At 46.4% G+C, this 25,880-nt stretch carries 28 protein-coding genes; 14 read left to right on the top strand and 14 right to left on the bottom strand.

Annotated elements, in window-relative coordinates; translation table 11 throughout:
- Positions 1-12: 12 nt before the first annotated feature.
- Complete coding sequence (locus tag CP950_RS07565; protein WP_096674014.1) at positions 13-366, top strand: hypothetical protein; 354 nt, start codon at positions 13-15, stop codon at positions 364-366.
- Here the strand turns inward: CP950_RS07565 and CP950_RS07560 are convergent.
- On the bottom strand, positions 363-1,532 hold the full coding sequence (locus tag CP950_RS07560; RefSeq protein WP_096674012.1) for an HPP family protein: 1,170 nt from the start codon (positions 1,530-1,532) through the stop codon (positions 363-365). The two genes, CP950_RS07565 and CP950_RS07560, sit on opposite strands and share 4 nt — an antisense overlap.
- A 100-nt stretch (positions 1,533-1,632) precedes the next feature.
- Between CP950_RS07560 and CP950_RS07555 the strand changes: the two genes are divergently transcribed.
- The gene (locus CP950_RS07555; RefSeq protein ID WP_096674444.1) at positions 1,633-2,058 is read left to right on the top strand and encodes a DUF4442 domain-containing protein; all 426 of its coding nucleotides are present in this window, start codon (positions 1,633-1,635) and stop codon (positions 2,056-2,058) included.
- On the opposite strand, the gene CP950_RS07550 is transcribed toward CP950_RS07555, so the two are convergent.
- The 3 genes from CP950_RS07550 to CP950_RS07540 form a co-directional block, all read right to left on the bottom strand.
- Entirely contained in the window at positions 2,050-3,027 is a 978-nt protein-coding gene (locus tag CP950_RS07550; protein ID WP_096674010.1) for an NAD(P)H-dependent flavin oxidoreductase, read from the bottom strand. The two genes, CP950_RS07555 and CP950_RS07550, sit on opposite strands and share 9 nt — an antisense overlap.
- Positions 3,024-4,697 (bottom strand): long-chain-fatty-acid--CoA ligase, encoded by a 1,674-nt coding sequence (locus tag CP950_RS07545; protein ID WP_096674008.1) that lies wholly within the window; start codon positions 4,695-4,697, stop codon positions 3,024-3,026. The genes CP950_RS07550 and CP950_RS07545 overlap by 4 nt, the downstream gene beginning before the upstream one ends.
- A 102-nt stretch (positions 4,698-4,799) precedes the next feature.
- Complete coding sequence (locus CP950_RS07540; RefSeq protein ID WP_096674006.1) at positions 4,800-5,579, bottom strand: outer membrane protein; 780 nt, start codon at positions 5,577-5,579, stop codon at positions 4,800-4,802.
- Between the two features lie 273 nt (positions 5,580-5,852).
- On the opposite strand from CP950_RS07540, the gene CP950_RS07535 reads away from it, so the two are divergent.
- From CP950_RS07535 to CP950_RS07500, 8 genes are read left to right on the top strand one after another with little or no spacing between them, the layout of a single operon-like run.
- Entirely contained in the window at positions 5,853-6,464 is a 612-nt protein-coding gene (locus tag CP950_RS07535) for a TetR/AcrR family transcriptional regulator (protein WP_096674004.1), read from the top strand.
- Between the two features lie 45 nt (positions 6,465-6,509).
- Positions 6,510-8,297, top strand: coding sequence for an acyl-CoA dehydrogenase C-terminal domain-containing protein (locus CP950_RS07530; protein WP_096674002.1), 1,788 nt, complete (start codon positions 6,510-6,512; stop codon positions 8,295-8,297).
- Between the two features lie 10 nt (positions 8,298-8,307).
- The gene (locus CP950_RS07525) at positions 8,308-10,758 is read left to right on the top strand and encodes a 3-hydroxyacyl-CoA dehydrogenase/enoyl-CoA hydratase family protein (RefSeq protein ID WP_096674000.1); all 2,451 of its coding nucleotides are present in this window, start codon (positions 8,308-8,310) and stop codon (positions 10,756-10,758) included.
- Between the two features lie 18 nt (positions 10,759-10,776).
- Positions 10,777-11,976, top strand: coding sequence for an acetyl-CoA C-acyltransferase (locus CP950_RS07520; RefSeq protein WP_096673998.1), 1,200 nt, complete (start codon positions 10,777-10,779; stop codon positions 11,974-11,976).
- A 24-nt stretch (positions 11,977-12,000) separates the two neighbouring features.
- Positions 12,001-12,468 carry a DUF2147 domain-containing protein gene (locus CP950_RS07515; protein ID WP_096673996.1) on the top strand — a complete coding sequence of 156 codons (468 nt, stop codon included), beginning with the start codon at positions 12,001-12,003 and terminating at the stop codon, positions 12,466-12,468.
- 34 nt (positions 12,469-12,502) lie between these two features.
- Positions 12,503-13,252, top strand: a complete 750-nt coding sequence (locus CP950_RS07510) for an electron transfer flavoprotein subunit beta/FixA family protein (protein WP_096673994.1) — start codon at positions 12,503-12,505, stop codon at positions 13,250-13,252.
- A complete protein-coding gene (locus CP950_RS07505) occupies positions 13,253-14,188 on the top strand; it encodes an electron transfer flavoprotein subunit alpha/FixB family protein (RefSeq protein ID WP_096673992.1) in 936 nt (311 codons plus the stop codon).
- Between the two features lie 47 nt (positions 14,189-14,235).
- Positions 14,236-16,017, top strand: a complete 1,782-nt coding sequence (locus CP950_RS07500; protein WP_096673990.1) for an acyl-CoA dehydrogenase — start codon at positions 14,236-14,238, stop codon at positions 16,015-16,017.
- 5 nt (positions 16,018-16,022) lie between these two features.
- Here CP950_RS07500 and fumC read toward each other — a convergent pair whose 3' ends face one another.
- The gene (gene fumC / locus CP950_RS07495; RefSeq protein WP_096673988.1) at positions 16,023-17,408 is read right to left on the bottom strand and encodes a class II fumarate hydratase; all 1,386 of its coding nucleotides are present in this window, start codon (positions 17,406-17,408) and stop codon (positions 16,023-16,025) included.
- A gap of 118 nt (positions 17,409-17,526) precedes the next feature.
- On the opposite strand from fumC, the gene CP950_RS07490 reads away from it, so the two are divergent.
- The gene (locus CP950_RS07490) at positions 17,527-17,784 is read left to right on the top strand and encodes a DUF2789 family protein (protein ID WP_096673986.1); all 258 of its coding nucleotides are present in this window, start codon (positions 17,527-17,529) and stop codon (positions 17,782-17,784) included.
- A 64-nt stretch (positions 17,785-17,848) separates the two neighbouring features.
- Here CP950_RS07490 and CP950_RS07485 read toward each other — a convergent pair whose 3' ends face one another.
- From CP950_RS07485 to CP950_RS07475, 3 genes are all read right to left on the bottom strand, one after another.
- Entirely contained in the window at positions 17,849-18,667 is an 819-nt protein-coding gene (locus CP950_RS07485; protein WP_096673984.1) for a peptidylprolyl isomerase, read from the bottom strand.
- A gap of 71 nt (positions 18,668-18,738) precedes the next feature.
- Complete coding sequence (locus tag CP950_RS07480; RefSeq protein WP_243391952.1) at positions 18,739-19,050, bottom strand: hypothetical protein; 312 nt, start codon at positions 19,048-19,050, stop codon at positions 18,739-18,741.
- A gap of 19 nt (positions 19,051-19,069) precedes the next feature.
- Positions 19,070-19,843: a sulfite exporter TauE/SafE family protein gene (locus CP950_RS07475; protein WP_096673982.1), complete on the bottom strand. Its 774-nt coding sequence runs from the start codon at positions 19,841-19,843 to the stop codon at positions 19,070-19,072.
- Positions 19,844-19,980: 137 nt separating this feature from the next.
- On the opposite strand from CP950_RS07475, the gene CP950_RS07470 reads away from it, so the two are divergent.
- The gene (locus tag CP950_RS07470; RefSeq protein WP_096673980.1) at positions 19,981-20,205 is read left to right on the top strand and encodes a hypothetical protein; all 225 of its coding nucleotides are present in this window, start codon (positions 19,981-19,983) and stop codon (positions 20,203-20,205) included.
- A 39-nt stretch (positions 20,206-20,244) separates the two neighbouring features.
- Here the strand turns inward: CP950_RS07470 and CP950_RS07465 are convergent, their stop codons facing one another.
- Positions 20,245-20,553, bottom strand: coding sequence for a 4a-hydroxytetrahydrobiopterin dehydratase (locus CP950_RS07465; protein ID WP_096673978.1), 309 nt, complete (start codon positions 20,551-20,553; stop codon positions 20,245-20,247).
- Between the two features lie 25 nt (positions 20,554-20,578).
- Positions 20,579-21,310, bottom strand: a complete 732-nt coding sequence (locus tag CP950_RS07460) for a pseudouridine synthase (protein WP_096673976.1) — start codon at positions 21,308-21,310, stop codon at positions 20,579-20,581.
- 100 nt (positions 21,311-21,410) lie between these two features.
- Here CP950_RS07460 and CP950_RS07455 point away from each other — a divergent pair, with 100 nt between their 5' ends.
- A complete protein-coding gene (locus tag CP950_RS07455) occupies positions 21,411-21,968 on the top strand; it encodes a DUF2889 domain-containing protein (RefSeq protein WP_096673974.1) in 558 nt (185 codons plus the stop codon).
- On the opposite strand, the gene CP950_RS07450 is transcribed toward CP950_RS07455, so the two are convergent.
- On the bottom strand, positions 21,965-22,744 hold the full coding sequence (locus tag CP950_RS07450) for an SDR family NAD(P)-dependent oxidoreductase (protein ID WP_096673972.1): 780 nt from the start codon (positions 22,742-22,744) through the stop codon (positions 21,965-21,967). The genes CP950_RS07455 and CP950_RS07450 overlap by 4 nt on opposite strands.
- Positions 22,745-22,797: 53 nt before the next feature.
- Here CP950_RS07450 and CP950_RS07445 point away from each other — a divergent pair, with 53 nt between their 5' ends.
- A complete protein-coding gene (locus tag CP950_RS07445; RefSeq protein ID WP_243391951.1) occupies positions 22,798-23,625 on the top strand; it encodes a hypothetical protein in 828 nt (275 codons plus the stop codon).
- Here CP950_RS07445 and CP950_RS07440 read toward each other — a convergent pair.
- Genes CP950_RS07440 through msrP form a run of 3 tightly spaced genes read right to left on the bottom strand, consistent with a single transcriptional unit; the run spans position 23,622 to position 25,794 of the window.
- Entirely contained in the window at positions 23,622-24,209 is a 588-nt protein-coding gene (locus tag CP950_RS07440) for a lipocalin family protein (RefSeq protein WP_243391950.1), read from the bottom strand. The genes CP950_RS07445 and CP950_RS07440 overlap by 4 nt on opposite strands.
- A complete protein-coding gene (locus CP950_RS07435; RefSeq protein WP_096673970.1) occupies positions 24,206-24,808 on the bottom strand; it encodes a protein-methionine-sulfoxide reductase heme-binding subunit MsrQ in 603 nt (200 codons plus the stop codon). Before CP950_RS07435 ends, CP950_RS07440 begins: the two co-directional genes overlap by 4 nt.
- A gap of 23 nt (positions 24,809-24,831) precedes the next feature.
- Positions 24,832-25,794: a protein-methionine-sulfoxide reductase catalytic subunit MsrP gene (msrP, locus tag CP950_RS07430; RefSeq protein WP_096673968.1), complete on the bottom strand. Its 963-nt coding sequence runs from the start codon at positions 25,792-25,794 to the stop codon at positions 24,832-24,834.
- Between the last annotated feature and the right edge of the window lie 86 nt (positions 25,795-25,880).

Raw genomic sequence — 25,880 nt, 5'->3', positions numbered from 1 at the left:
TTAAGGGCAAAAATGCTTTATTTGATATTTTTACAGATTCTTTTTTCCGCGGCGTATTACATCACCAGCCCGTTTGAAATGAATTGGAGCCTTTGGGCAGCTCTGGCTTTGAATTTTATTGCCTTGGGTTACCTGTTTAAACATCATCAAATTGCCCACGAGCTCCTTCATAGAAGAATTCGAATTGCGCGCATCGTTTTTACCCTGACTATTTTTTTGTTGGAACTTTTAATCCTGTTTACGCCCAACCCTGTCAGCCCAGATGAAGGCATATTTGGCCTCATTAATGATGGTGAGGTGTTAATTACTGGAATCCTGCTCGGAGTATTGTGGAGAAAAGAACTCCTAGGTAATGGTAGCGATTAAGAAATCACAGACTGTTCAATTGCTTTAATAAAATCGGATTGAGTAATCATTCCCACTAGTTGAGCATCTGCGTTGACTACCGGAATGTGGTGGTGCCCAGCTCCACAAAAAATTCCCATCAGATCGAGCATAGTGCTTTCTTGGCTAATGACTTTGACTGGCGCACTCATGATTTGTCCTGCCGTCTGAGGCGCTTTATTTAAGCCGGAAATAGAGGTACGCAGCAAAGCCTTCAGGCCTTTGCCGAAATTACTCTGAAAGTCGCCTGCTGCTTTCTCAATAAAGCCCTCAAGCGTAATGATGCCGAGCACTCTTCTATCTGCATCTATCACTGGCAAAGCCTTCACATGGTCACTGCGCAGTATTTTCCAAGCCTCATCCAATGAAGTATGAACACTGACATGCTTTACTGTGGTGGTCATCATCTGTTTGCACAGCATGCTTTTTAATTTCTTATGATTAGCGCGCTGTTCCACTTGAGTAATCAGGTTTGCTAAATCCTCTTTATTCACATCGATCACTTGGTTATAACGCGCCAAGACGGCATCGATTTCTTCATCTTCAATTTTGCGATCCTGCTTTTGAGCTGGTGTTGAATTAGCAATTACTTTAGGGCGATAGGGATAGGGTTTCCCTGAAAGCGAGTTATAAATCGCTCCAACCAAGACTAATAAGACAACATTGGCAAGCACAGGAAATAATAAGAAATGAAAATCTGTGAAGCCATTGAGGGGAATTAATAATGCCAAGGCGGCTGCCGGCGGATGTAAGCAACGCATTACAAACATCACTAAAATGGCCAAGCCTACTGACAGTGGAATGAGAAACACCTTGTCCTGAAAAAAATAAGTCGCTGTGAGAGCCACCAAGGCTGAAAAGAAGCTACCTGCAATCACCGCCCAAGGTTGCGCTAAGGGACTAGAGGGTAGAACAAAGACAATGTAGGCGCTTGCCCCAATAGACGCAATAATCCACGGGGAAGTATCCCCATTGCTGGTGGTGAAGAGTCCAAGACAAACAATGCCAGCTAAACCTATCACCACGCCAATTGTTGACCTCGCACGCTCAGACCAAGAAACGGTGTTTGTCTCTGGTAAACCGCAATACTGCAGAAATTGATGCAGGGCTCGCAAAATAGGGCTCCAATAATGGGTTAAGGGGCGCATACCTCAAAAGTTTAAACGCCCTGTTGTAGATAATTCTTTGTATATTATGAGGTCAAAGGACTGGCTCTAATATATGAAATCCCATCACCTCCGTCTAATCATGAATATATGGCCACCTTTCTTGGGCGCAGGAATTCATGTGGAGCACATCTCCAAAGACTATCGGAGTGCCCGAGTATCCCTAAAGCACGGTCTCTCAAACCGAAATATTGTGGGGGTGCATTTTGGTGGTAGTCTATTTGCGATGACAGACCCCTTTTTTATGCTGTGTTTTTCCAAAAACTTAGGGGATGACTATATTGTCTGGGATCAAGCGGCCAAGATTGAATTCTTAAAACCCGGTAAGGGCAAGGTAGTTGCAGAATTTTCAATCAACCAAGCCCAAATCGATGACCTCGTCTCTTTGGCGAGCTCAGGTGAAAAAGTACTTCAGGACTTTATAGTGGAAGTAAAGGATGGGGTTGGTGATGTTGTTGCCCGCATTACCAAAACGCTCTACGTACGCAAGAAACCGAATCTAAGCTAATACTCTTTGTTTAGCGGCATTGAACTCTTGCTCAATGCGATCCACAATTTGAGCAACACTGGGCGCATCTTCAATCAAGCCTACCCCTTGACCAGCACCCCAAATGTCTTTCCAGGCTTTGGCGCCTGAACTGTCTTTACCTGCTTGGGAGAGCTTAGCAAAAGCTTGCACGTCGCCTGGGGCGAGATGATCGGGGTCTAAGCCCGCATTAACAATACTTTGCTTAATGTAGTTACCATGAATACCCGTGAAATGATCGGTATACACAATGTCAGCAGCATGAGCCTGCACAATTGCCTCTTTATATTGCTCGCTTGCATGTGCCTCTTGACTGGCAATAAAGCGGGTGCCCATGTAAGCAAAGTCAGCCCCCATGGCTAAGGAGGCTAAGACCGCATCTCCAGAGGAGATGGCACCCGATAAGATAATTGGCCCTTGAAACATAGCGCGGACTTCTCCTACTAGAGCGAAGGGCGATAAATTACCGGCATGCCCTCCAGCCCCAGCTGCCACCAAAATTAGGCCATCCACACCCGCCTCTAAGGCCTTTTCTGCATGGCGAATACTAATCACATCATGCAAAACAATACCGCCATAACTATGCACTGCATCAATGATTTCTTTAATAGGAGCACGCAAGCTAGTGATATAGATAGGTACGCGATGCTTTACACAGGTGCGCATATCTTGTTCTAACCGTGTATTGGAAATGTGTACGATTTGATTGACCGCTAATGGGCCAACTTGATGGGTTGGATGTCTCGATTGAAAGGCCACACGCTCTTCATTGATCTGCGTAATCCAGTCGTCTAGTAGTTCTGGTGGCCTGGCATTCAAGGCAGGGAAGGAGCCTACAATGCCTGCTAGGCACTGTGCTAAGACCAGCTCGGGGTAGCTAACAGTAAACATCGGCGCTGCAATAATTGGCAGCCTGAGGTCTTGTAGTGCTGGTGGGATATGTGGATTCATGATGCCCTTAACTCGCGGCGCAGAATTTTGCCGACATTGGTCTTTGGAAGCTCATCTCTAAACTCAATGAACTTAGGACGCTTGTAGTTGGTGAACTCTTTTTTACAGTAAGCGGCAACATCCCCCTCGGTTAACAGGGGATTTTTCTTCACAATAAAGATCTTGACAGCCTCCCCTGTTTCTTCATTGGGAACTCCAATTGCGGCACACTCCAATACCCCAGGTAACAACGCAATCACTTCCTCTAGCTCATTTGGAAATACCTTAAAGCCTGACACAATAATCATGTCTTTCTTGCGGTCTACGATTTTGGTATAACCCTCGGCATTCATGATGCCGATATCGCCTGACTTGAAGAAGCCATCAGCCGTCAGCACATGCGCCGTTTCTTCAGGCTTATTCCAATAGCCTGCCATCACCTGCGGCCCCCGTATGCATATTTCCCCTGGCGTACCAAAGGGGACTTCGATACCGTCATCATCCAAGATCAGCACTTCCGTACTTGGCACGGGCAAACCAATCGTGCCCGTAAATTCTTTAATTAACGGTGTATTGACACAAGCGACTGGGGAGGTTTCTGAAAGACCGTACCCTTCAGCAATAGGTATGCCTGTCATTTTTTGCCATTGATCTGCCACCCCTTTTTGTACCGCCATACCACCACCAATAGTCACCAGCAAGTTAGGCAACTTTACTTTTGCAAATTCAGGGCGATGGATTAGGGCGTTGAATAAAGTATTGACGCCTGGAAAAATATTAATTTCGGGGTGGGTCTCCAGTAATTTGATAAAGCCAGGAATATCACGAGGGTTGGGTACAAAAATCAATAGACCGCCTTTGCGCATTCCGAATAGAGCACAGGCTGTCAGGGCGAAGATGTGGTACATCGGTAGTGCGCATAAGAACACGAGTTGATCGATAGGTCGATTGCGCAAACCCGGCTCTAACCATAATTCAGTTTGAATGACATTGGATAAGATATTTCGGTGTAAGAGTATTGCACCCTTGGCAGGCCCAGTAGTACCACCGGTATATTGCAGAAAGGCGATGTCATCTAGAGTTAGATTGGGTTTAAGTAAGTGATTACGCGCCCCTTTACTTAAGGCCTCTTTAAAAGTCTGGTGGGGAAAATTCCAAACGGGCACCAACTTCTTGACTTTGCGCACGACAAAGTCAACTATGCGCCCCTTGATTCCAATGAGTTCACCCAGGCTTGTGACAATTACCTTCTTAAGAGGAACATGTGGAGCGATATCTTGATAGACATGGGCAAAATTCTCGAGGATGATTAAAGTGGATGCGCCACTATCCTTTAATTGATGCTCCAACTCCCTTGCGGTATACAGGGGATTGATATTCACAACCACATAACCCGCTCTCAAGATTCCCAGCATCGTAATTTGAAACTGCACAATATTGGGTAGCATCACAGCGATACGAGCACCTGGCTCTAAACCTAAGGTTTGTATATAGGCGGCAAAGTTTTTAGATAGCCGATCTAATTCACGATAGGTAAGAAACTTACCCATGTATTCACAAGCTTTTCGATTCGGAAAGCGTAAAAAAGATTCTTCAAACATTGCCACTAAAGAAGAATAAGAAGAAATATCGATTTCATGAGGAACACCCTCAGGATAATTCTTTAACCAGGGCTTACTAGGATTCGTCATAAATATAAGGGTAAAAGGAGATACCGATTGATACAACTAAAACAGAAAACTAAGAAAGAAAAAGCCCTCCAGAAGAGGGCCTTTCATTAAACCAAAACTCTCTTAGAAACGGTATCCAATACCGACCAAGAGATCGGTGCCAGTCCCTTTAATGGGGGCAGAGATGGCAGTTCCAGTTACATTTGTAGCACTGGCAGTGGAATTGCCATAACTGGCATAGTTGACTTCGCCAAAAGCGTAAATAGATCCAGTCAAAATTTGCTTGTAACCAAGGCCTACCGTAAATCCATGTAAATTGGTAGTGTTGTAGGCTACAGTAGATGTCGACAAACCGATTGTTGCACCTGTATAACCAACCTTAGCATAAACCAGTCGATCTTTATCAAGCGCATAACCTGGTGTGGCAACAATACTGTAAAGATTCTTTACCTGATAGGTAGCTACAGAGGATTGACCTGATATTGGGTAGTTTGGTAATAATGGGTTCGAGTTGGTCAAGCTTGTAGAGGCAATATTAAGAGTTCCCGTGGCCCCTGCACTGGCACCGGGGTAATAAGAAGCCGCTAAACCTAGAATCCATTCGCTATTGATACCAAAGTTATAACCAGCCGCTAAAGCAGCTATGCCAGTGCTGACATTATTCACATCACTGGCCGAAATATTTTGGTTGATGGTGGATTGATAACCGGCGTTTTTCAGCGCCGTTGGCGTGGCCGTCGTTGCAGTGCCACTACCGATTGATGGCACGAACATACCATAGCCAACGCCTGCTTGTGCATAAGCACCTTCCCAGGCATTAGTCTTTGTTGATTGCGCCATTACTGATGTTGTTGCGATGCTGGTCAATGCAATTGCCAGTGCGCTTATTGTTAGTTTTTTCATGTCTCTTCCTCTTTTTTATTACCGCTTTACTTAAACAAATTTTTAATCATCCTAGCGTTTTTACTGTTGATTTATAGCTGGGGTTTTCCCGCAATATATTTATTGTGTTGCACCAATTTTTTCTTCAAATTTCTGTTGCTACCTCCTCGGGCCTTAAATTGAGGTTTTTTCTGTTTATTTTTTAGAGGGGGTCACAAAAGTGCAAAATATTTGATGTAACATAAACGAACGATCGTATTATTTTTACAACAAAACCCTTGATTTAGAGAACCCATGCTTGAGCAAAGGATTAGTCAAAAAGGTTTCGCCACCAAATCCATCATTCTCCAGTCTGCTTTGGAAATCGCCAGTAAGGCGGGGTTGGAGGGCTTGACGATAGGCACTATTGCCGAAACGGTGCAGATGAGCAAAAGTGGTGTGTTTGCCCATTTTGGATCACGCGAAGAATTGCAGGTAGAGGTGGTACGCGAATACTACCAACGCTTCGAAGATCTAGTTTTTTTACCCGCCCTGACTAAGCCCAAGGGTTTGCCCAGACTGCGCCACATGATTCAAGCTTGGCTCAAGATGAGCGTCGGCGACGACTCCACTAGCTGTTTCTTTATTTCTGGGGCAGCGGAATTTGATGATCGCCCAGGTATTGTGCGTGATGAACTGGTGCGCAGCGTGGAAGATTGGCGTTCTGCTCTGCGGAGGGCCATTAAAGAAGCCATTGCTGCCGGTGATCTCAAAAAGAGTACTAAGGTGGATGCGTTGTTGTTTCAGCTTTATAGCACCGTGCTAGGAGTACATCATGATGCGCGTTTTTTACAAAATGCGCAGAGCTTGGTGACTGCCAATAAACTCATTAAAGACCTTCTTAGTAACTATCAAACGATTCAATAATCACCTTATCTTACTTACCAAAACTTATTTTTCCTTGGAATTACCATGCCACACTATAGTCCTCCCCTCCGCGATATTCAGTTTGTGATCCATGAACTACTTGATGCTGATAAGGCCTTAGCTACCTTGCCCGCCTATCAAGAGGTCGATAAAGACACCATGAATCAAATCATTGAGCAAGCAGGTAAGTTTGCCAGTGAGATCGCCTTTCCCTTAAATCAAGTCGGTGATAAGGAAGGCTGCACTCGGCATGAGGATGGTTCAGTTACCACTCCAACCGGTTTTAAAGAAGCTTATCAGCAGTATGTTGCCGGTGGCTGGCCCTCACTCTCCTGTGATCCTGAGTTTGGCGGTCAAGGATTGCCGCAATTACTCAATACCGTGCTTTATGAAACACTCAATTCTGCAAATCAATCATGGACGATGTATCCAGGCCTCTCTCATGGTGCGTATGAGTGTTTGCATGCTCACGGCACGCCTGAACAAAAGCAAACCTACCTAGAAAAGTTAGTTTCAGGAGAGTGGACGGGGACGATGTGTCTTACAGAGCCCCAGTGTGGAACTGATCTGGGCATTCTCACTACAAAAGCAGAACCATTGTCAGATGGGAATTACACCATCACCGGTACAAAGATTTTTATCTCGAGTGGCGAACATGATCTAGCGCAAAATATTGTGCATCTCGTATTAGCGCGCCTACCTGACGCCCCCAAAGGAACGAAGGGTATTTCTCTATTTGCCGTGCCCAAGTTCCTAGTTAATCCTGATGGCACTCTAGGTAAACGCAATACTGTAACCTGTGGTTCGATTGAGCACAAAATGGGCATACACGGTAATGCCACTTGTGTCATGAATTTCGATGGAGCAGTTGGGACTTTGGTTGGAGAGCCCCACAAAGGTCTTAACGCCATGTTCGTGATGATGAATGCCGCCCGCCTTGGGGTTGGTATGCAAAGCCTCGGATTAACCGAGGTGGCCTATCAAAATTCAGCAGCCTATGCTAAAGAGCGCCTACAGATGCGTAGCCTCACTGGTGTAAAAGAACCTAATAAAGCAGCTGATCCAATCATCGTTCATCCCGATGTGCGCAGAATGTTGCTCACACAAAGAGCCTACGCCGAAGGCGCCCGTGCTTTTGCTTACTGGGTTGCCTTGATGATTGATACGGAACTCAATCATCCTGATGAAAGTGTCCGTAAAGATACGGCGGATTTAGTGACCTTACTCACCCCAATAGTCAAAGCCTTCTTAACAGACAATGCCTTCACAGCCACTAATGAAGGCCTGCAAGTATTTGGCGGTCATGGCTATATCGCTGAATGGGGCATGGAGCAATATGTACGCGATGCCCGCATCAACATGATTTACGAGGGTACAAATACCATTCAATCACTTGACCTATTAGGTCGCAAGGTACTCGGTGATATGGGTGCAAAGCTGCGTAAGTTCGGCAAGATCGTTGAAGCCTTCATTGAGGAAGAAGGTGTCCGTAAGGATATGCAAGAGTTTATTGACCCCTTAACGGACATTGCTTCTAAAGTAGAAAAGCTCACCAAAGAAATCGGCATGAAGGCAATGATGAATCATGAAGAAGTTGGCGCAACGGCAGTGCCATACCTGCGTGTTGTAGGTCATCTGGTGTATGCCTACCTCTTTGCGCGGATGGCTAAAATTGCACTGGCTCATAAAGGAAGTGATGATCCCTTTTATGAGGCTAAACTGGCAACGGTACGCTTCTATTTTGCCAAGATGCTCCCTGAAACCGCTTACCTGATTCGTGCTGCACGAGCTGGCTCTAGCTCCTTGATGGCAATGCCTGCTGACCTTTTCTGAAAGACTGAATATGAGCGATAACAACCTTATTAAAAAAGTAGCAATATTGGGTGCTGGTGTCATGGGCGCTCAAATTGCTGCCCAATGCATCAATGTTGGTTTGCCCGTCATTTTGTTTGATTTACCTGGTAAGCCCGAGGGGGATAAGCCTCTCAGTAAACAGGCAAAAAGTGGGATTGCTCTTAAGGCTATTGAAAACCTCAAAAAACTCAAACCCGCCCCACTAGGACTGGCAGAGGATGCCAACCTCATTCAGGCAGCAAATTACGATGATGACTTGGACTTATTGGCTGGTTGTGATTTGATTATTGAGGCGATTGCGGAACGTCTAGATTGGAAGCACGCCCTGTATGAAAAAGTATCCCCGCATATTCCGGAGCACGCTATTTTTGCTACCAATACTTCTGGCTTAGCAATTGATGAGTTGTCCAAGGGATTTTCAGGGGACCTAAAAAAACGCTTTTGCGGAGTTCACTTCTTTAACCCGCCACGGTATATGCACTTATTAGAACTGATACCAGCCAGCGAGACCAGTCCTCTTGTACTCGATGCCTTAGAAACCTTTATGACCTCTACTATGGGCAAAGGGGTAGTCAGAGCAAAAGATACGCCGAACTTTATTGGTAATCGTGTGGGGGTATTTTCCATTCTGGCAGTGATTGAAGAGGCGAAGAGGTTTGGTCTGAGCTTTGACGCTGTCGATGCAGTAACGGGCAGTAAATTAGGACGCGCTAAATCAGCCACCTTTAGAACGAGTGATGTCGTGGGTTTGGACACCATGGCCCATGTGATCAAAACGATGGAAGACTCTTTGCAGGGTGATTCTTTCTCAGCTTTATTTAGAATTCCTGAGGTTGTGAGTCAGTTGATTGCAAAGGGGGCCTTAGGTCAAAAGTCTAAGGCGGGCTTTTATCGCAAAGATGGCAAAACAGTCATGGTTTTGAACCCAGTAACTGGTGAATATCAAGCCGCTACTGCCACCATTGAACCCCTCATTGAGCGCATTCTGAAAAAACCGATTGGTGAGCGCTTAGACCTATTGCGGTCAACCGATGATCCTCAGGCACAGTTTTTGTGGGCTATTTACCGGGATATTTTTCACTACTGCGCAGTGCATTTAGGCAGCATTGCCGAATCCGCTCGTGAGATTGATTTCGCGATGCGCTGGGGTTATGGCTGGGATAAAGGTCCATTTGAAGATTGGCAGGCCGCTGGCTGGACTCAAGTAGCCAACTGGATCAAAGACGATATCGAACAAGGCAAGGGATTAAGCAAAGAGCCTTTGCCAAGCTGGGTATTTCATGGGCCCGTTGCTGAGAAACAGGCGATCAATACGCCCGAGGGATCTTGGTCTGCAACTGAGAGTTGCTTTATTCCGCGTTCTACTTTGCCGGTCTATCAAAAACAAGTATTTAGACCTACGCTCTTGGGTGATGGCTCTCCTGATCCTAAAACCGCTGGCAGCACGATCTATGAGAACCTGGATCTGCGCGCATGGGTCGATGACCGCGAACCAAAGGTACTCATCGCCTCATTCAGGTCGAAGATGAATACCTTCACCACCGATGTCCTCAACGGCATTCAGAAGGCGATTGAATTGGCTGAGGCACATTACGATGGCTTGGTCATTTGGCAGCCTACATCCTTAAAACTAGGAACTCCTGGCGGCCCCTTTTCTGCTGGAGCCAATTTAGAGTCCGCACTTCCCATGGTCATGAAAGGTGGGCCTGCCGGTGTGGAGCCCTTTGTCAAACTCTTTCAAGACACAATGATGCGCGTGAAATACGCTGAGGTTCCTGTCATTTGCGCTGTGTCGGGTATTGCTCTTGGTGGTGGCTGTGAGTTGGTAATGCAGTCTGCGCGCCGAGTTGCCGCCATGGAAAGCTATATTGGCTTAGTAGAGGTGGGTGTTGGCTTACTTCCAGCTGGAGGTGGCCTCAAAGAAGCGGCCATTCGGGCGGCACGTGGCGTCAGCGAATCGGGCAGTGGTAATTACCTCGACTTTATCAAAGCCGCTTTTGAAAACGCGGCTATGGCTAAGGTGTCGACTTCAGCACAAGAAGCGATGAAGATGGGCTACCTACAAAAGGGTGACATCATCGTACCCAACGTCTATGAATTATTAGCGCTTGCTCAACATCAAGTAAGGGCAATGCGCTATGCAGGTTACAGGCCACCGATCCCTAAACTGATTCCAGTGGGTGGACGTTCAGTGGCTTCTACAGTAATGGGGCAAGTTGTCAATTTACGGGGTGGCGGCTTTATCTCTGAGCATGACGCCCATATTGCCGAGAAAATCATTCGCATTATTTCTGGTGGTGACGTAGACGCCGGCACACTAGTGCCCGAGGAGTGGTTGCTCAAGCTTGAGCGTCAAGCTTTTGTGGAATTAATGAGTCACCCTAAATCCATGGAGCGCATTATGGGACTACTCCAAAACGGCAAGCCTGTCAGAAACTAATTCACTAAGAAAACATTCATGATGAAAAATATTCAAGATGCTTACATTGTTGCCGCCACTCGCAGTGGAGTTGGTAAAGCGGGTCGAGGCTCTCTAAAAAATACCCGTCCCGATGACTTACTAGGTGTTGCCATTACACATGCTCTATCTCAAGTTCCCACCCTGGACCCTGCAGCGATAGAGGATGCGATTATTGGTTGCGCAATGCCAGAAGCGCAGCAAGGTCTCAATATTGCCCGTATTGGTCTACTGCTTGGTGGCTTACCTAATACCGTTGGTGGTATTACTGTTAATCGCTTCTGCTCTTCGGGATTAAATGCCATTGCCATGGCTGCAGACCGTATTCGGGTTGGTGAAGCTGATGTCATGATTGCAGGTGGCGTAGAGTCAATGAGCATGGTGCCCATGGGTGGCAACACCCCTTCGCTCTCTCCAGAGATTTTTAGGGGTGATGAAAACATTGGTATTGCCTACGGCATGGGCCTTACCGCTGAAAAGGTAGCAACCCAATGGAATATTAGCCGTGAGGACCAAGACGCCTTTGCTTTAGCTTCCCATCAAAAAGCCATTGCCGCGCAAGCCGCCGGTGAATTCGATGCCGAAATCTTTCCAGTAAAAGTCGCACAGCGCACAATGAATGTAGCTGAAGGCCAAGTGGATGTTCAGTGGCATGATTACAAACAAGATGACGGTCCTAGAACTGACACTTCACTCGAGAGCTTGGCGAAACTGAAATCCCTTTTTGCTGCTAAAGGCAGTGTAACTGCAGGTAATAGCTCACAAACCTCTGATGGTGTTGGTATTCTGATCTTAGCGAGTGAGAAAGCCGTTAAAGAATATGGTCTGACTCCCTTAGCTCGCTTCGTGAGTTTCGCAGTCAAAGGTGTTCCCCCAGAAATCATGGGTATTGGTCCAAAAGAAGCCATTCCTGCTGCCTTAAAACTTGCTGGTTTAACTCAAGATGATCTGGATTGGATTGAACTCAATGAGGCCTTCGCAGCGCAGTCGCTAGCGGTCATGCGCGACCTCAAGCTCGACCCCAACAAAGTCAACCCTCTTGGCAGTGCCATTGCTTTAGGGCATCCCTTAGGAGCAACCGGGGCCATTCGGGCGGTTACTTTAATACATGCGATGCAAAGAAGAAAACTAAAATACGGCATGGTCACTATGTGTGTTGGCACGGGTATGGGTGCAGCAGGTATTTTTGAACGCTGTTAGATTAAAAAATTGACTGGGGCTTTAATGAAGTTTATCTCTCGGCTTTCACAATTGATGATATTGCCACTGGGCCTTTGTACGATTGCCTCTTTGGCCTTGGCACAAGGCCTCGATCCCGCTATTGGCACTTGGAAAACCATCGATGACAAAACGAATCAGCCAGCCTCTTTAATCAAGATCGAACAAATCAACGGGCTTTTAGAAGGTACCATTATCAAAACCTTCCCCCTCGCTAATGAAGTCCCTTTGGTAAAATGCAATTTATGCAAGGATGCGCGCAAAGACCAGCCGCTCATTGGGATGAAAATCATGACCGATCTGAAGCAGGATCAATCCGGTACATGGTCAGGCGGTTATATCCTCGATCCAAAAGAAGGTGAGACATATAAAGTCAAACTCATGACTGAAGATGGTAAAAAAATGGATGTCAGAGGTTATATTGGTATTCCCCTGCTTGGTAGAACTCAAGTTTGGTACAAAGTAGAGCAATAGACATCATTTCCTTTAGTAGATTGAGAACAAACAGATGAAGATCTTAGTTGCGGTAAAACGGGTTGTAGATTACAACGTCAAAGTGCGCGTCAAGTCAGACCAGTCGGGCGTAGATATTGCCAATGTCAAAATGAGTATGAACCCATTTGATGAGATTGCAGTTGAAGAGGCCGTGCGCTTAAAAGAAGCGGGCATAGCCACTGAGATCATTGTGGTCTCGGCAGGACCCACTCAATGTCAAGAAACCTTACGTACCGCTTTAGCAATTGGTGCCGATCGCGCCATCTTAGTAGAAAGTGATGCAGAGTTACAGCCGCTTGCTGTCGCTAAACTTTTAAAAGCGCTGGTGACTAAAGAAGCAGCGCAAATCGTCATTTTAGGTAAGCAAGCGATTGATGACGACAGCAATCAAACGGGTCAAATGCTAGCTAGCCTCCTCGATTTACCGCAAGGCACCTTTGCCTCAAAGGTGCAGGTAGCTGATGGTATTGCCAAAGTGACTCGAGAAGTCGATGGTGGGCTAGAGACCATTGCACTGCAATTGCCTGCAGTAATTACTACAGACCTGCGTTTAAATGAGCCTCGTTATGTCACCCTGCCGAACATCATGAAGGCGAAAAAGAAGATGATTGAAATCATCAAGCCTGATGAACTAGGTGTAGATATTGCGCCGCGCCTCAAAACTCTCAAAGTAGCAGAGCCCCCAAAGCGCAGTGCAGGCGTGATCGTTCCTGATGTAGCGACTCTGATTGAAAAACTCAAAAATGAAGCGAAGGTGATTTAAATGGCAGCACTTGTTATAGCGGAACACGATAACCACTCCTTAAAAGCCAGCACTCTCAATACAGTTGCAGCGGCACTGCAATGCGCACCAGAAGTAGATATATTGGTTGCTGGTAGCGCTGTGGATACAGTTGCACAAGCGGCTGCTGGTATTCCTGGAGTTCGCAATATCATCGTAGTGGATGACCTCCACTTGGTAGATCAATTGGCGGAGCCTTTAGCTGCGCAGATTCTATCACTAGCAAATGGGTATAGTCATCTCTTGGCACCAGCAACCGCTAATGGTAAAAACGTGATGCCGCGTGTTGCCGCCAAGCTTGATGTTGCTCAACTATCCGATGTCATCAAAGTCGATAGTGTGGATACCTTTGGGCGCCCCATTTATGCAGGTAATGCGATTGCAACCGTGCAGTCTAGCGACCCAATTAAAGTCATTACAGTGCGCACCACGGGCTTTGATCCGGTAGCTGCAACTGGTGGCTCAGCAGCAATTGAGGAACATGCTTTCGTAGCAGATCTCGGTAAATCAACTTTTGTAGGGCGTGAACTCACTCAGACTAATCGACCTGAACTCACCAGCGCAAAGATTATTGTGTCGGGCGGTCGTGGCTTAGGCTCTGGTGAAAAATACGCAGAGTTGATCATGCCTTTAGCCGACACCTTACATGCCGCTTTAGGCGCCTCGCGTGCTGCTGTTGACGCTGGTTACGTTCCTAACGACTATCAAGTAGGTCAAACCGGGAAGATTGTTGCTCCTGAACTTTATGTTGCCGTCGGTATCTCAGGGGCAATTCAACACCTTGCTGGCATGAAGGATTCCAAGGTGATCGTCGCGATTAACAAAGATCCAGAAGCGCCTATCTTTGGAGTGGCTGATTATGGTCTGGTAGCCGACTTATTTACCGCGGTTCCTGAGTTAACCAAAGCGTTAAGTTAGAACCCGGTTTTTACCACTTTACCGCATTTGCCTTTACAGGAGTTGTCATGAGCTATACCGCCCCAGTGAAAGACATGCTGTTTGTCATGAATGAGCTTGCGCAACTAGATCAACTGACGCTCCTGCCGGGCTTTGAAGACTGCGGCTCTGAAACCGCTGACGCAGTACTAGAAGAATCAGCCAAGTTTTGCGAGGAGGTGTTAGCGCCCCTAAACTGGGAAGGCGATAAACATCCCAGCACCTGGAAAAATGGCGTGGTCACTACTACACCAGGATTTAAAGCGGCCTTTCAACAATACACTGCAGCTGGCTGGCAAGGAGTTGTTCACCCGACAGAGTTTGGCGGTCAAGCCTTACCTAAGCTCATTGCAACAGCCTGCATAGAAATGTCGAATGCGGCAAACCTTTCGTTTGCACTCGCTCCTTTGCTGACGGATGGCGCCATTGAGGCCCTGTTGACTGCAGGCAGCGAAGAACTCCAAAATCGCTTTTTACCCAATATGGTGAGTGGTAAATGGACCGGCACCATGAATTTGACTGAGCCGCAAGCCGGCTCTGATCTGGCGATGATTCGTTCACGCGCAGTACCCCAGTCAGACGGCATATATCGAATTTTTGGTACTAAGATCTACATCACGTACGGTGAGCACGATATGACTGAAAATATCGTGCACCTTGTCTTAGCACGCACACCAGATGCGCCCGAAGGCGTCAAAGGTATCTCTCTATTTGTTGTGCCTAAGTTTTTGGTCAATGCAGATGGTTCTTTAGGAGAACGTAATGACGTGCATTGCGTGTCGATTGAGCATAAGCTGGGCATTAAAGCTAGTCCTACTGCTGTCCTGCAATTTGGTGATGCTGGCGGTGCAATTGGGTATTTGATCGGCGAAGAAAACCGCGGACTGGAATACATGTTTGTCATGATGAATGCCGCTCGCTTCGCAGTAGGCTTGCAAGGCATTGCGATTGCAGATCGCGCTTATCAAAAAGCCGTTCACTACGCTAAAGATCGCGTACAAAGTCGTGACCTCATAGGTTCTCCTGGACCGGTAAGCATTATTCATCAACCAGATGTACGGCGGATGTTAATGACGATGCGCGCTTATACAGAAGGTGCACGCGCAATGGCTTATGTGGCAGCTGCCATGTCGGATCGGGCGCACCATGATCCTGATCTAGCCGTACGCAAAGAACAAATGGCGCTTTATGAATTTCTGGTGCCGGTAATTAAAGGCTTCTCTACCGAGATGTCGATTGAGGTGGCAAGCCTTGGTGTGCAGGTGCATGGTGGCATGGGTTTTATTGAAGAAACGGGTGCTGCACAATACTATCGTGATGCCCGTATTCTGACGATTTATGAGGGTACTACCGCAATTCAGGCAAATGACTTTGTTGGCAGAAAAACAGTGCGCGATGGCGGCGCTATTGCCCGTCTTCTTGCTCAACAAATTAAGCAGACTGAGCGTGACCTTGCCATTAGCGCATCCGCTGATGCCTTAGCGGTGCTCAAGCAACTAGCTGTTACACGAGAGGTGTTTGAAGAGGCTATTACTTACATTCTGGCAAATGTAAAAACCGACATCAAAGCAGTATTTGCAGGTAGCGTTCCTTATCTGATGCTTACTGGCTTGTTAGTGTCTGGTTGGAAAATGGCCATAGCCTTACTAGTAGCGGAACAAAAGTTGGGGCAAGATATCGCTTTTTATTCAGCTAAGATTGCTACCGCCCGATTTCATGCGGAGCACCTAATGACCAAGGCACCTGGAATAGCAGGCTCTATTATTGAAGGTAGTAAATCTACGCTTGCTTTAGTGCCTGAACAGTTTTAAGTCGTTTACTGAATAAATGCCTTAGGATCAACCCATTTATTAAATTGCTCTTCCGTAACAAAGCCACTCGCTAATGTCGCCTCCTTGAGGCTGAGATTTTTTTCGTGTGCTTGTTTAGCAATTGTTGCGCAATGCTCATATCCAATGTGGGGACTCAAGGCAGTCACCAGCATTAATGAGCGCTGCATCAATTCATCAATGCGCTCTATATTTGGACTAATACCTTGTGCGCAAAATTGATCAAATGAGCGTATCCCATCGGCTAACAAACGAATACTCTGCAAAAAATTATGCAAAATGACGGGTTTGTAAACATTGAGTTCAAAATTTCCAGAAGCGGCGCCCAAGCTGATGGTGACATCGTTGCCCATCACTTGATAGCAAAGCATTGCCAAGGCCTCACATTGGGTCGGATTCACCTTGCCAGGCATGATGGAGCTTCCTGGCTCATTTTCAGGAATGCTCAACTCACCCAAGCCAGATCGCGGGCCAGATGCCAACCACCGAATATCTGTAGAGATCTTCATTAAGGCAACAGCTAAAGCTTTTAGAGCCCCATGAACAAAAACGATTGGCTCATGCCCCGCGAGTGCGGCAAACTTATTAGGTGCGGATAAAAAAGGAAGGTCAGTCTCCTTCTTAAGTACTTCCGCTACTCGCTTGCCAAACTGAGGATGGGTATTAAAACCGGTACCGACGGCTGTTGCGCCAATTGCCAACGCGTATAGTTGAGGTAGAGCCAGTTCAATCGCCTGTTTGGCTAATTGCAGTTGTTCCACATAGCCTGAAAATTCTTGTCCAAGCGTCAAAGGCACGGCATCTTGTAAATGGGTTCTACCTATTTTGATAATACTAGCAAATTCATTTTTCTTTTTTTCCAAACTTGCTAACAAATGAATCAGGGCTGGAAATAACTGAGTAGTGATTTGCTGAGCCCCTGCCACATGCATAGCCGTGGGAATGACGTCATTTGAAGATTGCCCTAAATTGACATCATCATTCGGGTGCAGGTAATGATCTTTACCCAACTGCCCGCCCATGAACTGGATGGCTCGGTTGGCAAGAACCTCATTCATATTCATATTGGTTTGAGTACCAGACCCTGTTTGCCAAATAGACAAGGGAAATTCATGATCCAACTTACCGGATAGGACTTCAGCCACCGCCCGCGACAGGGGCTCCGATTTTTGTACGGGTAGCAAGCCTAATTCTTGATTGACCACAATACAGGCCTGTTTAACTAAAGCTAACGCACGAATAAATTCTAAGGGCATTTTTTCAGTAGAAATAGCGAACTGAATTAATGAGCGTTGCGTCTGCGCGCCCCACAATCGGTCTTGTAGAACGTCGATACTCCCCAAGCTATCTGTTTCTGATCTATATGTGCTCACGCACTTATCTTATACCCGAACTATTGTTATGTCAGTAGGCTATTTGGTCAATACCGCAGTACTATGTACTTATTGGAGCTAATGTCCAACAACCATCTGTACAACCCAGGGATAAAACATGAAATCCATTATTCATCCCCTCAAAGATTTATTTGAGCAGCTAGGCTTAGCATCAGGACATGCAGAAATAACCCAATTTATTGCGCAACATGCCCCACTAGCAGATTCTATTGTTCTAGCAGAAGTGGATTTCTTTACAAAAGATCAAAGAGATTTCTTAAGAGACGAATTACTCAAAGATGCCGAATGGGCTGCAGCGATTGATTTATTAAATAGTCAAATTCGCATTCCTCCTCCAAAAAATCTCAAAGCCTAAATACGCTTTTAAGCAATGAAAAAGGGCGCTAACTGGGCGCCCTCATCAGAATGCACTACTAAATTTACTGGACGATAATTTTTGCATCTTGTTTAATCTTAGTCAGGTATTCAAATTGCTTCTTCTGTATTAAGCGATTTTGAATTGCAGGCTTAGCTTGCTCAAGAGTAGGTGGTTTTGAGATTCTCTTATCATCCAACTTTACCAAGAAATATCCTTGCGGCATTTGAATTGGCTCTGGTGAAATCTGGCCTTTATTTAGCTTAACCAATACTGCCGTAACCTGAGGAAGTGCTTGACCAGCTTGCACCCAACCTACTAATCCACCCTGCTCTCTGTTTGCCCCCAAAGACACGCTCTTCGCTACCTTATCAAATGACTCGCCTTTTTTAATTCTGGCTAAGGCTGCCAGTGCATCTGCTTCGGTTGCTACGGCAATATCGCTCACCTTGTATTCAACGATTTCACCTTGGGGACCTAAGGAAGCAACTTCACGGTCGTATTCTGCTTTAACCTCAGCATCGGTTACTGGATTTTTAGCTATGAAAGTAGACATCTCTAAATCCGCTAAATAATTCTGACGAATAAAAGCAAGTTGGGTATTGGCTCTATCGGTATTTGCCAAGCCATCTTTATCTGCCTGTTGCGCTAACAGGGAGATTTCAATCAATCTGGATAAAATTTGATTACGCAATTCAGGAGACTCTTTTTGACCCTGCGCAATCGCTGACTTGATACCCTGCTCTACTGCATCACTAGTGATAATGACTCCATTGACTGATGCTGCAGCATTGATCGGTAGACTCGATTGGGCTTGGGCTGCAGGGGCGAGTGCCGCCAATACCAGTGCACTTAATGCTAAACAACGGAAGGTTTTTTTCATGATTGGGATTCTCCTAAAATATAGAGTCAATCTTACAGTAATGCAGAGTCAGTCTTCTCAATTGGTCGGTACTAAAAGCGCAGGGTTGCTGCCATCGGATCAAAAGGCGTTGCGGATTCGGTTTCTTGGGCTTCAGCCTCTTGTTCACCACGCTGCTGACTTACATAATTCTTAGGTAAAGCATTTTGGGATTTGGCTACTGGGGCTTGATTTGGGCCGTAAATCGGACCCTCGGGAGTTTCAGTAGGCGAGAGCGGCTGCTCATTAAATACTTTGATTTGCTCTGGAGTGTAAGGCGAGTAAGTCTGCATCTGCGCCTCTGCAACCAAGGAATAAGTGAGCACTCCTAGGCAGATGGCAGATAGGGATGCAGTGAGTTTCATATTTTTCCTTAAGGGTGCTTTAGGCCATTAAACCATCAACTATCAATTTCACACTGGCGACTGCCAAGAAAAATTGCACAAGGATGTAATACAACTTCATGGAAATGTGTTTTGCCAAATAAAAACCAAAATAAACTCCCATGGGCACCAGCGGGAGCAGTAAGAGAGAAACAAAAAACTGATCGAATTTCAGTAAATTTAAATGGGTGTAAGGAATTAATTTGCTGAGATTAATAAGCATAAAAAATACCCCTAATGTGGAGGTATAGATCATTGGGGCAAGATTTTTTCGCAGCATGTATACCATAATGGGCGGCCCACCTATGTGCGCCACAAAGGAGGTAAAACCAGACACCATTCCCATGATTCTTCCTAGCCAAGGAAACGGGGTCGCCTCTTTTTGACTTAAGCGACGCAATATGAGGTTTTGGATTAGAAAAAGTAGAGTGAATATACCGATGGAGAGCGAAAGTATTTTCGGGGTGATTGCCGTAAAAAAGAGGTAACCGAGCAGCATTCCTAATAGTGCCGGCGGAACGACTAACTTCAGAATGCCGTAATCCGCGTTTTTAATGAAACGATGCAATCCGACCAGATCAATTGCAATCAGCAAGGGTAATAAAATCGCCAAAGCTTCATTAATACTCGACTGACTTGCCATGAGTGGCAGTGACAACACCCCAAGACCAGCACCGAAGCCACTTTTTGAGATGCCAACCACCAGTACGCTCAACGAGGCCAATACAAAAAAGAGGGCTGAATGGGAGGAATAGGCTTGGCTGAGGGCGTTCATAAGAGCCTAAAGATTGAGGTTCGATTAATAAAGTAAGGCTTATTTTAGGGCTGAAGCTAAAAATTCCCTCAAGCGCTAAAAAGCGCTGTGCTAGCGCAATATTATTTGCTATTCTGCAGGTTCAACTAAGGATGAACATGACTGACGAAACCCAAGCCCCAAACGACGAAGACTTTGACTACGGTTGCCAATGCGCCATGACACTCTTAAATGAGCCAACTGAAGAATGTCTTAACGACCTAATTGATGAGCTCGATGAAGATGGCATGATTGCTACTGAGGTAGTCTACGGCCTATTAGCCACCATCCTCATGAGCATGAATGCTGAAGACGGTGATGAAGGTGCAGAAGAAGAGCATTAATTTGCTCTTTTTTGGATTTTCCGATTACGCCTAGTGAGTTTATGAAATTTGCTGGGCGTAGCGGTCCATTGCTTGGGCCATCAAAATATCGAGCTCAGTAATGGCTTTTTTGGAATGGGTACTTAAGCGTACGTTCACTTTATTCCAGACATTGAACCACTCAGGGTGATGGTCTAGCTCTGAGGCGTAGGCCGCGCAAAGGGTCATAAACTCAAACGCACGGTCAAAGTCAACAAATACAAAGTCGCGGGTAATGGCATGCTCCGCCCGGTGCACCGTCCACTCAGGAATGGCTTTCTGAAAATCAAAATCCTCGGCGAGTACTTGGGGGTTGGTTGCTAAGCTCATACTTTTTATCCTTTGGGTGGTTTCATTATTTGGCTGCATCGACACTTTGGGATAGCAAGCTTAAGTCTGCGGGATAAAGCCAGCGCCATTCTCCCTCAGCCAAATCAGACGGCATGACATATTGGCCTATCTGCGTGCGATGCAAGCCCGCAACGTGGTTACCCACCGCTGCCATCATCCGCTTAACCTGGTGATAACGGCCCTCCACAATCGTCATGGCTAACAGCTTCTCATCTAGCAATTGACATGCGGTGGCAACACAGGGTTTTGGGTCATCGTCTAAAGTCACACTCGTCAGGAGATGGTCGATTTGCTTTGGCGTGATGGGATCAGGCGTAGTGATCTGATAGACCTTGCCAATATTTTTCTTGGGCGTGGTCATCTTATGAATGAACTGCCCATCATCTGAAAGCAAAATCAGTCCCGTGGTGTCGTAATCGAGGCGTCCTACACATTGCAGCCCCCGTTCGACGAATGGCTTAGGCAAGAGGCTATACACGCTGGGGTGATGGGTAGTCTTGTGGGAGCATTCGTAGTTGAGGGGTTTGTTGAAGGCGATGTAAGCCTTTTCATGAAACTCCCAGTCTTTGCCCTCGACGTTCAGTAGCAAATTTTCGGGGGCGATGCGCTCTTCAGGGTCTTCCGCCAATACGCCATTTACTTTAACAAGGTCAGCGTAGACCAGATCGCTGCAATAGCGTCTAGTGCCAAAGCCTTGACTAAACAGAATTTTTTCCAGGGAAAGGGGTTTTGCCATGTATTGCACAGGATACTACAGGGAATCTTCCCTCTAATCTGTGCAGATGAATTGATTATCATCATGAGGCATCGCATTACAAACTACTTTTACTGACATCATGTTATCTACTCCAGCTGCTCGCGCCCTGTTACATACTAGACAAACCACCTTCGAGGGTTTCGCCCGTGAGGATGGCCTGTGGGACATTGAAGGCCACTTACGTGATACCAAGCCACGCCCATTTATTACTGGCTCAAGAACCTGGGCACCAGGCGAGCCCTTCCATGACATGTGGGTTCGTTTGACCGTGACTCAAGCGCTGGAGATTAAAGCGATTGAAGTCTCCATGGACAGCCACCCCCATCCTGAATGCAGTCAAGTGATACCCCCCATGGACGCGCTAATCGGCGCACGCATTGGTAAGGGCTGGCGCAAGATCATCAACGAGCACCTCGGCGGCATCAAAGGCTGCACCCATTTACGGGAACTCTTAGCGAATATGGCTACAGCGGCTTTTCAGTCTATTCCAGGAACACTCTCTAATCCCAATAATCCAGAACAGCCCCCCCTTTATTTGGGCACCTGCAAATCTTGGGACTTTGACGGACCCGTGGTAATGCGGGTCTATCCTCAGTTTTATCAATGGAAAAATACTGTATCCAGTGAATCAACTTAGCTCGCTTTAAATTCACCACGGTGGATATTGAAAGCATTAAACGATTGCTGCACTGGCATGAGTTCCATCACATTGATATTCATATGACTTGGTAGGGTGGCTGTCCAAAAAATAGCCTCTGCTACATCATCCGCACTTAAAGCCTTGACGCCGTTATACACAGTCTCTGCTTTTGCATCGTTGCCTTTGAAGCGCACATTAGAAAACTCGGTGCCCGAACACATGCCCGGTTCAATGCAGGTAACACGAATGGGGGTACCAACTAGATCAGCACGCATATTTAAGCTAAATTGCTGCACAAAGGCTTTAGTACCACCATAGACATTGCCTCCGGGATAGGGATAGTTTGCCGCTACAGATCCTAAATTAATCACATGCCCACACTGACGCTCGACCATGCCCGGCAGAAAAGCACGTGTCATGTGAACAAGGCCCTTGATGTTGGTATCAATCATCTGATCCCAATCGCTTAAGTGGGCTTGATGTGCGGGTTCTAATCCCAGGGCTAAGCCTGCGTTATTAACTAAAATAGTGACATGTTTAAATTGGGCGGGCAAATTTGATGCAAGATCATCCACTCGTTTGCTGTCACAGACATCCACCGCAAGCGTTAATAGTTTTGCTTGCTGCTCAGCAGGTAAGGAGGCCTTAAGCGCCTCTAGACGCTCTTCTCTTCTGCCGAGCGCAATCACTTGGTGGCCCTCCGCGAGAAAGCGCCGCGCCGTTGCCTCACCGAATCCAGCAGTCGCTCCCGTCACTAAAACAGTGTGTTCCATATTTTTCCCTATATATAAAGTAGTCATTCAAGTTGTGTAAGATTATTACCCATATGAACTGGCGCCAGATTGTTCTCTGCCTCTGCCTGCTTGCTACAGCGACTTCGACTTGGGCTGATGACGCTGAGAATACCGAGGCCACCATCCCCTTCTTTAATCTGAAGGGGGATCCAAGCACAATCTCAAACCAACATATTTTAGAGTTTTGGGGTTATCACGCTGCTGAATCTGGCGATACCACCAGCAATACGCTTAAGCTTCGCTACTACCAGCCCTTGCAATATGATCAGTGGCGCGGCACGATGCGGATCGATACCTCTTACGTAGACGCCTATGGTCCGCTCGTTACCAACCAAAATCCAGGTCACTATTCTGCTGGTAATACTATGCTGACCCTTTGGGGCAATCATCCTGGATTCTTGTCAAGCTGGGATGCAACCCTAGGCGGCAGAGTGATTTTTCCTTTTGGCAACAATAGTCAGTGGGCTGTTGGCCCTCAAGTCGGCATGGTTTTTTTGCCGACTAGCAAAGGCGCTCTTCCACTATCCGACTTCTCTCCCTTAGCGCGTTATATGTATGGCTTTTATGCTAAAAATCAAAACTTAGCTAACGCTGTAAATCAGCAAGCACTCGCCCGAAGACTTGAGCTCTACCCTACCCTTGGCTTTAACCTTGCACCCGATACACAACTACGCTTGTGGGATGAAAACGGCTTGGTTTATAACAGCGCAGGGGGCGGCTGGTTTGTACCGATTGATGGGATGGTGACACACCGCCTCAATAAGCACTTTTTAATTGCAGTCGGTGCTAGCAAACAAGTAGTACAAACGTATCAACAATACAACTGGCAGTACTACGGCAAGCTGTCGTTTAATTTTTAATTCGCTTGGCGCTTGGTGTCAGCACTTTGCGACGTCAGTTCGAGCTTTTGAATATCAAACTGCTGCTGTTTTAATCGTATTAATAATGCTTCATACACTTTCTGATCAAGCTGGGGTGTTCTCGATAGCACCCAAAGATACTCTCTTTGCGGGTCACTCACTGCGGCAACTTGATAACTTGGGTCTAAATCAATCACCCAATAGTCACCCCACACAAAAGGTAAGAAGGAAAGCCATGCGGGAGCAAAGCGCACTTTTAATTTAGGAGAATCAGCTGCGCCTATTTGTCGGGCATTGCCCTCCGCAGTAGAAACTTGTTTGTTTTCTAGGGTGCAGCTATTGAGAACTTGAATAGTGCTGTCGGGTTTCAGGGAATAGACTGCCTTGGTGTTAGCTACGCATTTCTTTTGAAACCAATTCGGGAATTTAGCAATCTCATACCAAGTGCCCTGATAGCGAGGTACATCTAAGGCGGCAATGGTTTGAACTGGAGCCAACTCTTGAGTTTGTGCGTGGCCAGAGGAAAAAGTCAATACCATCAGGCTCGCGATGAGCAAAAGACGAGGAAAGTGCTGAGGTTTCATTTCTGCCTGATGAATGGAGCTCTAAAAAGAGTGAGTTTGTTGCGCACGAGGGGTAACCTACAAGCTAGAAGCAATATGATGACGGCAGCATAGATTGTCACTGTTCCGAGATCGTTCTTACCCGCTTTATGCCACCAATAGTGCAGGATTGCTGTGCAAGCGATCACATAAATCAGTCGGTGCAAGTGCATCCAGCGGCGACCGAGTTTTCTTTGAGCCCAGCGTGTTGAGGTAATGGCTAAGGGAATTAACATGACGAAGCTTGCGAAGCCCATGGTAATGAATGGTCTTTTCAATACGTCATGCCACATGGCTGCCCAGTCAAAATCCTGATCCAACCAAAGCCAAATCAGAAAATGCAAGAGTGCGTAGAAGAAGGTGAAGAGACCTAACATTCTGCGACTTTTAATCCAAAAGGGCAGGCCCGTAATTAAGCGCAATGGCGTCATAGCCAAAGTAATGCACAGCAAAACTAAAGCCCAAGTCCCAGTCGAGCGGGTAATGAATTCAATCGGGTTAGCCCCTAGTTCATCATTCAAGCCCAACCAAACCAGTCGATCTAAAGGCAACAAGGCCAAGAGAAAAACAAGTATTTTCATGACCACGTTAAACAGCCACCGTCTTAGTATTCTTTCTTCAGATCCATGCCGGTATACATGCTTGCAACCTGTTCAGCATAACCATTAAACATTTCTGTTTTGATCTTCGGAGCAAATACGCCCTTTGCATCGCCAATGCGCCGTTCGCTTGCTTGACTCCAGCGGGGATGATCGACTGAAGGATTGACGTTCGAATAGAAACCATATTCACTAGGGGCAATGAGGTTCCAACTAGTTTTAGGCATTTGTTCGGTGAGTCTTATTTTTACAATCGACTTCGCGCTCTTAAAGCCATATTTCCAAGGAACCACAATGCGCACTGGCGCACCATTTTGCTTGGGAAGCGTTTCGCCATACAAACCAAAAGTAAGTAATGTTAATGGATTCATTGCTTCGTCCAAACGCAGGCCTTCACGATAAGGCCAATCAATCACATTACTTTTGACGCCAGTCATTTGCTTGGGATCTGCAAGTGACACAAATTCCACATACTTAGCCGAACCCAAAGGCTCCACTTTATTTAGCAACTTGGATAGCGCATAACCATCCCAAGGAATCACCATGGACCAACCTTCCACACAACGCATACGGTAAATACGCTCCTCCATTGGCGCGATCTTCAGCAAGGCATCGATATCCAAGGTCATTGGCTTTTTGACTAGTCCGTCTATCGTGACGGTCCAAGGACTAGTTTGCAGACTATCGGCATACATTGAGGGATCTGACTTACCCGTACCAAACTCGTAAAAGTTGTTATAGGTAGTTACATTCTTGAGACTAGTGGCTGGATCTTTAGCCACATACAGCGGATTGGGTGTAGCGCTCAATTTTTGTGGGGCAGAGGCAAAGGCTTCCCGTGAAAACCAAGGCGCTAAAGCCATACCAAAACTACCCGCGGCGGCTGACTTAATCCACTGGCGACGATTCTCAAAGAGAGCCTTGGGAGTAATGTCACTCGCCAAAATGGTTTTGTCTACATAGCTCATTACATACCCTTCGTTCTAGTAAGCCAAGTGGCTTGAATTGCTTCACCTGCCCATTCTCTTACTATTTAGCTATTCTTGCAGGGGGT

Origin of the sequence: Polynucleobacter meluiroseus (assembly GCF_900205755.1) — a bacterium.
GTDB classification, from domain to species: domain Bacteria; phylum Pseudomonadota; class Gammaproteobacteria; order Burkholderiales; family Burkholderiaceae; genus Polynucleobacter; species Polynucleobacter meluiroseus.
The sequence above is the reverse complement of the archived record's forward strand: the minus strand, read 5'-3'. Positions and strand labels throughout refer to the sequence as shown.